At 60.5% G+C, this 11884-nt stretch carries 10 protein-coding genes; 2 read left to right on the top strand and 8 right to left on the bottom strand.

Annotated elements, in window-relative coordinates; translation table 11 throughout:
- Positions 1-47 precede the first annotated feature (47 nt).
- Positions 48-980 carry an acyl-CoA desaturase gene (locus AC1DM5_RS13875; protein WP_477819030.1) on the top strand — a complete coding sequence of 311 codons (933 nt, stop codon included), beginning with the start codon at positions 48-50 and terminating at the stop codon, positions 978-980.
- A 24-nt stretch (positions 981-1004) separates the two neighbouring features.
- On the opposite strand, the gene AC1DM5_RS13870 is transcribed toward AC1DM5_RS13875, so the two are convergent.
- From AC1DM5_RS13870 to AC1DM5_RS13860, 3 genes are all read right to left on the bottom strand, one after another.
- Positions 1005-1808 (bottom strand): alpha/beta fold hydrolase, encoded by an 804-nt coding sequence (locus AC1DM5_RS13870; protein ID WP_477819029.1) that lies wholly within the window; start codon positions 1806-1808, stop codon positions 1005-1007.
- 117 nt (positions 1809-1925) lie between these two features.
- Complete coding sequence (gene pgi / locus AC1DM5_RS13865) at positions 1926-3551, bottom strand: glucose-6-phosphate isomerase (RefSeq protein ID WP_477819028.1); 1626 nt, start codon at positions 3549-3551, stop codon at positions 1926-1928.
- A gap of 140 nt (positions 3552-3691) precedes the next feature.
- Positions 3692-5392 (bottom strand): long-chain-fatty-acid--CoA ligase, encoded by a 1701-nt coding sequence (locus AC1DM5_RS13860; RefSeq protein WP_477819027.1) that lies wholly within the window; start codon positions 5390-5392, stop codon positions 3692-3694.
- A 247-nt stretch (positions 5393-5639) separates the two neighbouring features.
- Here AC1DM5_RS13860 and AC1DM5_RS13855 point away from each other — a divergent pair, with 247 nt between their 5' ends.
- The gene (locus AC1DM5_RS13855; RefSeq protein WP_477819026.1) at positions 5640-6032 is read left to right on the top strand and encodes a PRC-barrel domain-containing protein; all 393 of its coding nucleotides are present in this window, start codon (positions 5640-5642) and stop codon (positions 6030-6032) included.
- Between the two features lie 49 nt (positions 6033-6081).
- On the opposite strand, the gene AC1DM5_RS13850 is transcribed toward AC1DM5_RS13855, so the two are convergent.
- The 5 genes from AC1DM5_RS13850 to AC1DM5_RS13830 are packed head-to-tail and all read right to left on the bottom strand — an operon-like array spanning position 6082 to position 11846.
- On the bottom strand, positions 6082-8532 hold the full coding sequence (locus AC1DM5_RS13850) for a glycoside hydrolase family 2 protein (RefSeq protein ID WP_477975130.1): 2451 nt from the start codon (positions 8530-8532) through the stop codon (positions 6082-6084).
- Between the two features lie 16 nt (positions 8533-8548).
- Positions 8549-8944, bottom strand: a complete 396-nt coding sequence (locus AC1DM5_RS13845) for a VOC family protein (protein ID WP_477819024.1) — start codon at positions 8942-8944, stop codon at positions 8549-8551.
- Positions 8945-8992: 48 nt separating this feature from the next.
- Positions 8993-9742, bottom strand: a complete 750-nt coding sequence (locus AC1DM5_RS13840; protein ID WP_477819023.1) for an ABC transporter permease — start codon at positions 9740-9742, stop codon at positions 8993-8995.
- Positions 9739-10683: an ABC transporter ATP-binding protein gene (locus tag AC1DM5_RS13835; protein ID WP_477819022.1), complete on the bottom strand. Its 945-nt coding sequence runs from the start codon at positions 10681-10683 to the stop codon at positions 9739-9741. The genes AC1DM5_RS13840 and AC1DM5_RS13835 overlap by 4 nt, the downstream gene beginning before the upstream one ends.
- Complete coding sequence (locus AC1DM5_RS13830) at positions 10680-11846, bottom strand: ABC transporter permease (protein WP_477819021.1); 1167 nt, start codon at positions 11844-11846, stop codon at positions 10680-10682. Before AC1DM5_RS13830 ends, AC1DM5_RS13835 begins: the two co-directional genes overlap by 4 nt.
- Between the last annotated feature and the right edge of the window lie 38 nt (positions 11847-11884).

The following is an 11884-nucleotide window of genomic DNA, read 5'->3' as shown; positions in this document are numbered from 1 at the left end:
CGGGCGATGTTCAAGTGCTGAATGCGCCCGAGGGGAAGGAGTTTGCTATGAGAAGTATTTCCACCGGACGCATGATCGATGACAACAGCGATCCAGTGAAGGGCAGAGTGGTCTGGATGCCTGCAAAGTCGATCTGGATTGCCGCCATCACCCTGATTGCCGTCGTGGGCGGGCCATTGACCTTCACCTGGAGCGCACTCGCCGTCTTCATCCTTCTGACCGCCATCACGATCTGCCTCGGTCATTCGGTCGGCATGCACCGGCTGCTGATCCACCGCTCATTCAGCACGCATATCTGGATCGAGCACTTTCTCGTCTACCTCGGTACGCTGGTGGGCATGGCCGGCCCCTTCGGCATGATCTACGCACACGACATTCGTGATTGGGCGCAACGGCAGCGAGACTGCCATGATCTCTTTGCCCATCGGCGGTCTTTCTTCGTCGACGCCTTCTGGCAAATGCATTGCACGGTGGTGCTGGACCATCCTCCGCGTTTCGTCCTTGGGGAGCGAGAGCGGCGCGATCGCTTCTATCACTTCCTGGAGGCGACATGGATGGCGCAGCAACTTCCCCTGTCGCTCGTGCTCTTCACGCTCGGTGGATTGTCGTGGGTGGTCTGGGGCATTGCCGTTCGGATATCGGTGTCGCTGACCGGACATTGGCTGGTCGGCTATTTCGCCCATCGAGACGGCCATCAGGGCTGGAGTGTCGATGATGTCGCGGTGCAGGGCTATAACCTTCCGCGTTTCGGGCTGGTGACCTTTGGCGAGAGTTTCCACGGTAACCATCACGCCTTTCCGGAATCCGCCCGGCTCGGTATCGAGCCCGGCCAGTTGGATCTCGGCTGGTATTTCATTCGGCTGCTGGCAAGGCTCGGTCTGGCTTCGGCGATCAAGCTCCCACATACGATTGCGCTAAGGCGAGGGTTGAAGCGCGTCAATGCATCCGGAACCGCTGGTGACGACGCCAATCCGACCTAGGCGCACGAAAGCCGTCTCTGAGCCTCACTCGATCCGGTCGAGAAAGGCATAGACCTCGCGATTGAAGAGGTCCGGTTGCTGCAGCGGCGCAAAATGGCTGACGCCGGGCAGCAGCACGAATTCCGTATCCGGAATCGTCCTTGCCAGGTAATCGGCGTGCTCAGGCTTGATGAACTCGTCGTTTTCACCGAGCACGACGGAAACCGGCACCTTGATGCTTGCCAGTTGCTCGGCGGTATAATTCGGCTCCGTCGACATCATCTTCGACACGTCGGCGACGAAGGCCTCGAACTGGTCGGGCGTTGCCGATAGCGCCTGATAATCCTTCCTGTGGCGGCTGAAGCAACGATCGATGACGGGCGTCGCCTTGAATTCCTTGGTACCGCTGGGATCCATGTTGCAGGCGAAGAAGAACACGCCGCAAACGCGCTCCGGCTGTTGGTCGGCAAGGATAAGCGCCGTGCAGGCACCGTCGCTCCAGCCGACGAGGGCCGCTTCCTCAAGTCGGATGTGATCCATGACGGCAAGCACGTCGGAAGCCATGAGGTGATAAGTATAAGGCCGGTCGTCGCGCGTGCTGCGGCCATGTCCGCGGCTGTCGATCACCACGACCCGATGGCTGGCGTTGGTAAGCGCAGGAACCTGATAACCCCAGTTGCCGCTATTGCCGAGCCCGCCATGCAGCAGGATGACAGCCGGGCCTGCGCCGTAGCTCGCGTACCAGATGCTGGCACCCTTGTTTTCGACAAACCCCTGCTCATTCGTGGGGGGCAATGGCAGTGCGCCGTTTGCCTCGAAATTCACCAGTTCGTCATCATCAGCGGTCATGGGCTCCTCCTCTGTCGGTTCTTCTATAGACGACGACACGCCCTGCAATTCGACAGGGTCAAATAAAAAAGCCCACCCGCGTCACGGATGGGCTTCGATAGCCGCGTAATTGCCGAATTACTTCGCGAGCTTTGCCAGCGCGGCAACCAGACCTTGCGTCGAGGAGTCATGGCCGGCGGCGCTTTCCTTGCCTTCGACGACGGGCAGCAGGCCAGTCGCCAGTTCCTTGCCGAGCTCCACGCCCCACTGGTCGAAGGAGTTGATACGAAAGAGCACGCCTTCGACGAAGACGCGGTGTTCATACAGCGCGATCAGGCGGCCGAGCGCATAGGGCGTCAGCTTGTCATAGACGAAGGTGATCGACGGGCGGTTGCCGGTGAAGACGCGGTGCGGGGCGATGAAATCGGCCTGCTTGTCTTCCATGCCCTTGTCGGTCAGCTGCTTCTTGGCTTCCGCGAAGGTGCGGCCCTTCATCAGCGCTTCCGACTGGGCGAGAACGTTCGACATTAGAAGCTGGTGCTGGTGGCGCAGTTCCGGCTCGAAGCCGTTGGCGGCGATCATGAATTCGGCCGGAATGATGCTCGTGCCCTGGTGGATCAGCTGGTAGAAGGCGTGCTGGCCGTTGGTGCCGGGCTCGCCCCAGACAACCGGGCCGGAATTGCCTTCAACCGGCGTGCCGTCGATGGTCACACCCTTGCCGTTCGATTCCATGTCGAGCTGCTGCAGATAGGCCGGGAAGCGCGACAGGCGCTGGTCGTAGGGCAGGATGGCGCGCGTCGGATAGCCCAGCACATTGCGGTGGTAGAAGCCGATGAGGCCGAGCAGCATTGGCAGGTTTTCGGTAATCGGCGCCTTACGGAAGTGGTTGTCGACGGCATGCGCGCCATCGAGGAACTTGCCGAAATTCTCCGGACCGATCGCGATCATCAGCGGCAGGCCGATCGCCGACCAGATCGAGTAGCGACCGCCGACCCAGTCCCAGAAACCGAAGACGCGTTCGCTTTCGATGCCGAAGGCGGCAACCTTCTCAAGCGCCGTCGAAACGGCGGCAAAGTGATGCTGAACGGCCGCTTCGCCAAGCGCGCTGGCGATGAACTTGCGCGCCGTCTGCGCATTGGTCATCGTCTCGACGGTCGTAAACGTCTTGGAAGCGACGATGAAGAGCGTCGTTTCCGGCTGCACCAGCTTCAGGATGTCGGCAATATGCGCGCCGTCGATATTGGAAACGAAATGGGCGCGCGGGCCGTCATGGAAGGGCGCGAGCGCCAGTGTGGCCATGACCGGACCGAGATCCGAGCCGCCGATGCCGATATTGATGACGTCGGTGATCTTCTTGCCGGTCGCACCCTTCAGGGCGCCAGAGCGCACACCATCGGCAAACTTGCCCATGGCGGCTAGCACGGCGTTGACATCAGGCATGACGTCCTTGCCATCGACCAGAACAGGCGTGTTGGAACGGTTGCGCAGGGCCGTATGCAGAACGGCGCGGTCTTCGGTGAAGTTGATCGCTTTGCCGGAGAACATCTCCTCGCGCTTCTTCTCGACGTCGCCTTCTTCGGCGAGCTTCACCAGAAGCTTCAGGATCTCGTCGTTCACGGCCGTCTTGGAAAAATCCATCAGCAGGTCGTCAAGCGATACGGAAAAGCGCGAGAAGCGCTTCGGATCATCAGCGAATGCGGCGCGCAGATCAGTGGCCTTGGTGGCTGCCGCGGTGCTCTTCAGTTGTTCGACGATGGCATTCATGGGAGACTCCTTTGGAGGCGGAGAGGGTTGCGGAAACTATTCTCTTTCCCGCGGTCAAATCAAGTTCAGCCATCTGTCGAAATATGAAAAAAGCCACCCGCGACAAGCGGATGGCCCTCAATTTCACGAGACCGTCAAATTCAGCCGCGCAGGTCCTTGCGCAGGATCTTGCCGACGGGGCTCTTCGGCAGCTCGGTGCGGAATTCGATGAAGCGCGGCCGCTTGTAATTGGTGAGATTGGCCGCGCAATGCGCCTTCACATCGGCTTCGGTGAGAGCAGGGTCCTTGCGCACGATGAAGAGCTTCACCGCCTCGCCGGAATGCCCGTCCGGCACGCCGATTGCCGCCGCCTCCAGGATCCCGGCATGCATGGCGGCCACTTCCTCGATCTCGTTCGGATAGACGTTGAAGCCGGAGACGAGGATCATGTCCTTCTTGCGGTCGACGATCTTGGTGTAGCCGCGCTCGTCCATGAAGCCCATGTCGCCGGTGCGGAAATAGCCATCCGGCGTCATCACCTTCGCCGTTTCCTCCGGCTTGTTCCAATAGCCGGCCATGACCTGCGGGCCGCGAATACAGATCTCGCCGATCTCGCCAAGCGGCAGCGAATTGCCGTCCTCGTCTCTGATGTCGAGTTCCGTCGAGGGGATGGGAAGACCGATCGAGCCGGTGAATTCAGGCGAATCGAAACGGTTTGCCGTTGCAACGGGCGAGGTCTCGGAGAGGCCGTAACCCTCGGTCACGTGCGAGCCGGTCACCTTCAGCCAGCGTTCCGCCACCGGCCGCTGCACGGCCATGCCGCCGCCGAGCGACATGACGAGAGAGGAGAAATCGAGCTTGGCGAAATCGGCATTGTTGAGCAGCGCGTTGAAGAGCGTGTTGAGCCCGGGGAAGATATGGATATCAGACTTCTCGAATTCCTTCACCAGCCCTGGAATGTCACGCGGGTTGGCAATCAGCACATTATGGGCGCCGAGCGACATGCCCATCAGCGAATTCACCGTCAGTGCGAAGATGTGATAGAGCGGCAGCGCGCAAAGGAAGTTCAGTACATCAGGCTGCTTCTTCTTGTCGAAGGCGGATTTCAGCCAGAGCTGCAGCTGCATCTTGTTGGCAAGCAGGTTCTGATGCGTCAGCATCGCACCCTTGGCAATACCTGTCGTCCCACCCGTATATTGCAGGAAGGCAATGTCGCTGCCGGTAAGCGCGACAGGCGCAAGCGTCCTGTTCGCCCCCGCCGATAGCACCTGCCTGAAACTTTTATGTTGCGGAATGGACCAGGACGGAACGAGCTTCTTCACTCGGCGGACGACGAAATTGACGATATGCCCCTTTGGGCCGAGCATTTCGCCGAGAGAGCTGACGACGACGTGGCGGAGGTCCGTCTTGTTGATGACCTGTTCGACAGTGCGTGCGAAGTTTTCCAGAACGAAGATCGCCTTGGCGCCGGAATCGTTGAGCTGGTGCTCGAGCTCGCGCGGCGTATAGAGCGGGTTGACGTTCACGACGACAAGTCCGGCACGCAGGATGCCGTAGACCGCGACTGGGTTCTGCAGCACGTTCGGCATCATCACGGCGACACGATCGCCTTTTTGCAGGCCCGCACTTTGCAGCCAGGCAGCCACCTTGCGGGTCTGAGCCTCTAGTTCGCGATAGGTCATCGCTTTGCCCATGCTGGAAAAGGCTTTGCGATCGGCAAAACGGGAGCAGGCCTTTTCCAGAAGATCCGGAAGCGATGCGAATTCCAGTGGGGGAATCTGGGCCGGAACGATGTCCGGATAGGTGGCAAGCCATGGTTTTTCCGGTTTCGCACCACCAGGGTGGACGGAAATACTGTTCATTGTGTCTCTCTCCCATTCGGCCGCCGAAACCGGATGACACCGGTCGATCGGAAGATCCTCCATCCTCCGTCAAGGCAGCTTATGCCATTGCTTGAGCGGTTCAAGCGGATTGAGGCTACAATAACCTTAACGTAAACGTCAATATCGCGAGTGTCGCATATGAACTGCACGCGGGAGGGAACTTTGAGGCATAGGGCACGTTTTCTCGATGTGGAAGAACCACGAGGAAACGACAAGGAGGTGCACAATGCTGAATCAGGATACTGACGCCACCCGACGCGACCCGAATGTGAGGGATACCCCGACGCTGATCGCCAGCGACCGGGTTGAAGGCACGCGCGTCTATGGCGCCGATGGTAAGCACATCGGTTCCATCGAGCGCCTCATCCTCGGGAAGCAGGACGGCCGCGTTGCTTACGCTATTCTGAGTTTCGGCGGCTTCCTCGGCATCGGCAATGACCACTATCCGCTGCCGTGGGAAAAGCTGAACTACGATACCCAGCTGGACGGTTACCGCATCGATCTCACCAAGGAGCAGATCGAAGGCGCGCCGAGCTACGCGGATGATGATGACACCTGGTACAACGATAATGGCCGCCGCGTTTATGATTATTATGGCGTGCCACCCTACTGGATGTAACACCGTCCGCGAGGACGAGCCGGCAGAGGCCCCGCCAGAGCGGGGCCTTTCAGTTTTTATTCGCGAGATCATTGGCAGTGCGAAGCACCGTTCCAACCATGATATCTTCAGCCGACAGGGACTTGTCCGTCGTCACACGGAAGACATGGCTTTCACCCGGCAGCAACGTCACCAGCATGGAATCCACGACCGCCGCAGGGTCGAGCCGATCCGCCATCAGGCAGAGATCCTTCAGGAAGCTCTTGGCACTCACCGTCATATCATAGCCATCCGGCGATCTCGCCAGCGATATGCTGATGTCTGGCACCGGGAGCTTCAGCTCGATATCCTCGACGAAATAGTGGAAGGCGCGCTTGTCCAGCATCTGGACAACGATGACTTCCTCATCCGCCCTGCCGGCCTTCGCGATATCCTCAGGCAGAGGAAATTCCTTGGCTTCGAACCGATCGCAGAGCAGCCGCCAGAATTCAAATTCCGCCAGCACCGTGCCATCCAGCCGCATGCGCTTGCCGCTGATCTTCGAGCGCCAGAACAGTGTCTGCTCATTAACCGCGACCGCGGAAAGGCCCTCGCCACGCGGCTGGATCGTCAGCAGGCGGGGATGGAAGGCCTGTTGCATCGCATACCAGAGCGGCTTGCGCCGGCCGGCAGAATCGAGCGCTGCCCAGGAGGTGACCGGCCAGCAATCGTTGAACTGCCAGACGACCGCGCCTTTGCAGATATCGCGATGCGAGCGCATGTGCTCGACGGCGAAGCGGATGGCACGTGCCTGATTGAGCTGTGTCGCAAAATGCCAGTCATCCATCGTCTGCGGCACGGGCAGGTGTCCGGCAAGGCCCTTGATGAGCTTGTCATTGCCCTGCGTCGCCTTTTGATGATGGAAGACGCCGCGCGATTCCGGCGTCAGCGGTTCGTCATGCACGCTCTCCTGCAGCGTTGCCCATGCCGGCGGCGCCTGCCAGCCGAATTCGGAACAGAAGCGCGGAATGTAGTTACGATAGACTTCGTAACCGACGTCGTTCCACACGTCCCATATATGCTTGCAGCCATGTCGGTCGTCATTCGGCTCGATATCCATGGAGCCTGAATAGGGACTGCCGGGATAGTAGGGCCTGATGGGATCGAGGTCGGCGCAGAGCTTTGGCAGGACATCGAGATAATAGCCGAGCCCCCAGCTGACACCGTCCTTGATGATCGGCCGCCAGCCCCACTCGTCAAAACCCCAGATATTCTCGTTATTGCCGTTCCAGATGATGAGCGATGCATGCGGCATCAGCCGCACCACATTGTCCCGCACCTCAGCGACGATTTCGCTCCGCAGCGGCTCTTCCTCCGGATAGGAGGCGCAGGCAAAGAGGAAATCCTGCCAGACCAGCATGCCGGCCCGGTCGCAGGCCTCATAAAACTCGTCCCGCTCGAAGATACCGCCGCCCCAGACACGCAGCAGATTGATATTGGCAGCCTTCGCCTCATCGATCCGCGCCGCATAGCGTTCCGCCGTCACGCGCGAAGGGAAGCAATCATCCGGTATCCAGTTGGCGCCACAGGCAAAGATCGGCACGTCGTTGATGACGAAGGTGAAGGCCGAGCCATGCGCATCCGGCGACGTGTCGAGCCGTAGCGACCGGAAGCCGATCTGCTTCGAATAGCTGTCGAGGATATTTCCACTCGCATCTTGCAGCCGGATCTCCAGCGGATAGAGCGGCTGCGCGCCGAGATGATGCGGCCACCAGAGCTGCGGTGAGGGGACACGAAGCTCGAAGGAAACCTCCTCTGCATCCGCTTCGACTGTGACCGTCTGCTTCACGCCGCCGATCTCGGCCGTGAGCTTCGCCGGCGCGACCTCGCCATGTCTCGCCAGCCGCGCATGCACCTTGATCAGCCCATCGCCACCGGCAAGCGCGGCGGAAACCCTGATATCGGCAAGCCGCACCCGATCCCAGCTCTCCAGCCGCACCGGCTTCCAGAGTCCGGCCGTCACAAGCGTCGGCCCCCAGTCCCAGCCGAAATTGCAGGCCATCTTGCGCATCAGGTTGCCCGGTCCCGGATAGTTGTTCGGGCGATAGCCGTAATGCTTCTCCATCTCCGCGCCATAGGCATAGGCGGAATGGAAGGTGATGCTGAGCTCGTTTTCGCCATGCCGGAGCAGCGACGAAACGTCGAAGCGATAGGTGCGGTGCATGTTGACGGTGCGGCCGATCTCCTCGCCGTTCAGGCGGATCGTCGCAATCGTGTCGACGCCATCAAAGACGAGTTCCTGCACTTGGCCCGCATCAGGCTCGGCTTCGAAGTCCAGCCGGTAGACCCATTCCGTCTTGCCGATCCAGTCATTGGTAATCTCGTTTATGTCGAGATAGGGATCGGGGATCAGCCGGTTTGCGAGCAGGTCGAGATGCACGCAGCCGGGCACCGTTGCCGGAATCGAAGCGGGCAGACCGGTTCTTCCTGTATCGTTACAGGAAAGCGTCCAGCCGTTATGAAGGTCTCTCCTCCGAATCATTTCAGCCTCTTATGTTTTATTGAAAACGGCCGTAGCGCTGCAGCACTTCGATCTTGTAGCCGTCGGGATCGGTGATGAAGAAGAACAGCCCGAACAGCTTGCCGTCGCGGTTGAGTTCCACGAGCTTGCCAGGGTTGAGGCCGAGATCCGTCAGCCGCTTGTGCTCGACCTGCACTTCCTGAACGGAAACAGCGAGATGGCCATAGGCATCGCCGAGATTATAGGGCGCCGTGCGACCCTTGTTGACCGTCAGCTCCAGCTCGAAACCGGTCTCTTCATTGCTCATATAGATCAGCGTGAAGGTCTCGAAATCGACACGGTCGGCAACCTTAAGCCCGAAGACTTTGCTGTAGAAATCGACCGAGCGCGCCTCGTCCAGAACGCGGATCATGGAATGGATCATCTTGGCCAAGGCGGTCTCCCATTTCTGATATCTCAGGCAGCCTTGGTAGCCGTCCTCTCAAGCCGGACGCAAGCCCATTCTGCGCGTTATGACGCTCTCGAGCATGCCGACGACATCATAGATCAGCACCGCCATCAGACCGACGATCAGGCCGCCCTGCAGAATGAAGGCGGTATTGTCGGAGATCAGGCCGGCAATGATGACCTCGCCGAGACCCTTTGCCGCAACCGTCGAGCCGATCGTTGCCGTGCCGATATTGATGACCGTCGCAACCTTCAACCCTTCAAGGATCAGCGGCAATGCCAGCGGCAACTCGACCTTGAAGAGCCGCTGCGTCCCGTTCATGCCCATCCCGTCGGCAGCATCCAGCACCTGCGGCGAAACCTGCTTGAGACCGGCGACCGTATTTTCGAAGATCGGCAGCAGTCCGTAGAGAAAGAGCGCAATCAGCGTCGGCGCAGCACCAAAACCGGTGGCGGGAACGGCAAGCGCCAGCACGGCGACCGGCGGAAAGGTCTGGCCGGCATTGGCGATGGCGCGCGACAGCGGCAGGAAGTCGGCGCCGCTCGGGCGGGTGACGAAAATGCCGCCAAGCACGGCAAGCACCGCGCTGCCGATAATCGAAATGAAGACCAGCTCCAGGTGCCCGAGCGCCAGCGAAGCGAGGCTGTTCTGCATGTAGACCGGCGGTGCATTGTTGTTGGTCAGCGGCACCAGCATGAAGGAGAGCCATTCTGTCCTGAAGATCAGGATGAGCAGCATCACCAGCGCCAGCGCGCGAAACAGGTTGGCGAGGAGAAATTTCATGCCTTGCGGCCCAGTTCGAGCAGCCGATCCATGGAGATGGAACCGACGGGCGCCTTGTTCGCATCCTGCACGGCAGCTTCGTCGAGACCCTGCCAGATCATTTCGGCCAGCGCATCGCGAAGACTCAGAGATTGCGCCAGCGAATAGGGCAGGCCCGGCTTGGCCGGCTGCATACTGTCTTTCAACGGTGTCAGCGACATCAGCTTCAGCGCCCGGTCGGATGTGCCGGTCAATTGCTGCACGAAGGGATCGGCCGGTTCCGTCAGGATCTTCTCCGGCGTTGAGCACTGCAGGAGCTTGCCGCCGCTCATGACGGCGATCTGGTTGCCGAGATGAAAGGCCTCGTCCATGTCATGCGTGACGAGGACGACCGTGGTGCCGAACTGCTTCTGGATTGCCAGCAGATCGTCCTGCGCCTTGCCGCGAATAACGGGGTCGAGCGCGCCGAAGGGCTCGTCCATCAATAGCAGCTCCGGCTCGGCTGCCAGCGCCCGCGCGACGCCGACGCGCTGCTGCTGGCCACCGGACAGCTGGTGCGGATACTTCTCGGCAAAGATCGCCGGGTCGAGATTGAAGAGGCCGAGCAGTTCCGTCACACGGCTGCCGATGCGGGCCGTATCCCAGCCGAGAAGCTCCGGCACGGTTGCAATGTTCTGCGCCACCGTCCGGTGCGGAAACAGGCCGTGGCCCTGGATGGCATAGCCGATCTTGCGGCGAAGCTCGGTCGCCGGCACGTCCATGATATCATGGTCGCCGACGAAGATCTGACCCTCGGTGATCGGCACCAGCCGGTTGATCATTCGCATCAGCGTCGATTTGCCGGAGCCGGATGTGCCGACGATGACGGTGATCGAACCTTTTTCGACGCTCATGGAGACGTTGTCGACGACGGTTGCCGAGCCGTAGCGCTTCGTGACGTTCCTGATCTCGATCTTGCTCATGCGGCTGGCCCCTGAATGCTTTCGATGACCGCATCGAGGATGACGGCCGAGGAGAAGGCGAAGAAAACGGTCGGCACGGCGCCGAGCAGGACGAGGTCCATGGCCGTTTGGCCAAGCCCCTGGAAGATGAAGATGCCGAAGCCGCCACCGCCGATCAGCGCGGCAATCGTCACCATGCCGATCGCCTGCACCAGCACGATGCGGATGCCGGTGAGGATGACGGGAAAGGCGAGCGGCAGGTCTATACCGGTCAAGATCTGCCGGCGTGTCAGTCCCATGCCGGCGGCAGCATCACGCACGGAGGGATCGACACCTTCGAGGCCGACGACCGTGTTGGCGACGATCGGCAGCAGCGAATAGAGCACGAGCGCAATCAGCGCCGGCGCGGTGCCGATGCCGCGAATGCCGATATCGGCCGCAAGCGGCACGTTTGCAGCGAGATAACCGAGTGGCAGCATCAGGAGGCCGAAGAGTGCCAGGCTCGGAATGGTCTGGATGAGGCTCAGCGTCCGCAGCACGATGGCGCGCAGCTTCGGCACCCAGAAGCAGAGGATGCCGAGCGGCAGCCCGAGAACGATGGCGATGGCGAGCGAGCCGAATGCCAGCATCAAGTGGGAGACCGCCTCGCTCCAGAACTGGTTTGCCCGGGTCGAAAACTCCCTCAGGATCGAAAGGCTGTCGAGCAGGCCGGACGAGAGAAATATCGCGAGCAAGGCGGTGTAAGCCACAAGTGACGCAACACGCATCCAGGGCGTCAGCCTTATCTTCACCAATGCGTCGGAAATGATGAGGCCGATGACGCCGAGGAGGACCCAGAAGCTGCCGCCAGGCGTCATGCGCGCCACGGTGCTGCCTGGCGGTGTGGAGGCCGTTGCCGTGAGCCCGATTGCGGCAATCAGCGCGATGAGGCAGAGCGTGCCCAGTCCCAGGCGAACGAAAGCGTTCTTCAGGAAAAGCGTCGCCAAGGCAGTGGCAATCAGGAGGACCAGCAGAATGACGACGGAAGGCTGGGGAAGAAGCTGCGTCAGCAGCATCGGCTTGCCGGCGGCGATACGGTTTGCCTTCACATAGATGAAAGGCAGAAGCGCCGTCGCCACAATGCCGCCTGCCACCAGTACCACGCCGAGCCGGTCCAGCTTGCGGACCGCTAAGGTTTCTTCCATCGATCCAACCCTGTCCGGAGAGTGCCCCGCCCGAATGC

Source organism: Rhizobium sp. 01T437 (genome assembly GCF_056398505.1).
Note: the sequence above shows the minus strand (reverse complement) of the source record. Positions and strands in the feature narration are given on the sequence as shown.

What these genes read in the sequence shown, in the direction of transcription:
- AC1DM5_RS13840 (WP_477819023.1), bottom strand. Translation starts at nt 9,742, where the DNA reads ATGAAATTTCTCCTCGCCAACCTGTTTCGCGCGCTGGCGCTGGTGATG.
- AC1DM5_RS13830 (WP_477819021.1), bottom strand. Translation starts at nt 11,846, where the DNA reads ATGGAAGAAACCTTAGCGGTCCGCAAGCTGGACCGGCTCGGCGTGGTA.
- AC1DM5_RS13860 (WP_477819027.1), bottom strand. Translation starts at nt 5,392, where the DNA reads ATGAACAGTATTTCCGTCCACCCTGGTGGTGCGAAACCGGAAAAACCA.
- AC1DM5_RS13850 (WP_477975130.1), bottom strand. Translation starts at nt 8,532, where the DNA reads ATGATTCGGAGGAGAGACCTTCATAACGGCTGGACGCTTTCCTGTAAC.
- pgi (WP_477819028.1), bottom strand. Translation starts at nt 3,551, where the DNA reads ATGAATGCCATCGTCGAACAACTGAAGAGCACCGCGGCAGCCACCAAG.
- AC1DM5_RS13875 (WP_477819030.1), top strand. Translation starts at nt 48, where the DNA reads ATGAGAAGTATTTCCACCGGACGCATGATCGATGACAACAGCGATCCA.
- AC1DM5_RS13870 (WP_477819029.1), bottom strand. Translation starts at nt 1,808, where the DNA reads ATGACCGCTGATGATGACGAACTGGTGAATTTCGAGGCAAACGGCGCA.
- AC1DM5_RS13835 (WP_477819022.1), bottom strand. Translation starts at nt 10,683, where the DNA reads ATGAGCAAGATCGAGATCAGGAACGTCACGAAGCGCTACGGCTCGGCA.
- AC1DM5_RS13855 (WP_477819026.1), top strand. Translation starts at nt 5,640, where the DNA reads ATGCTGAATCAGGATACTGACGCCACCCGACGCGACCCGAATGTGAGG.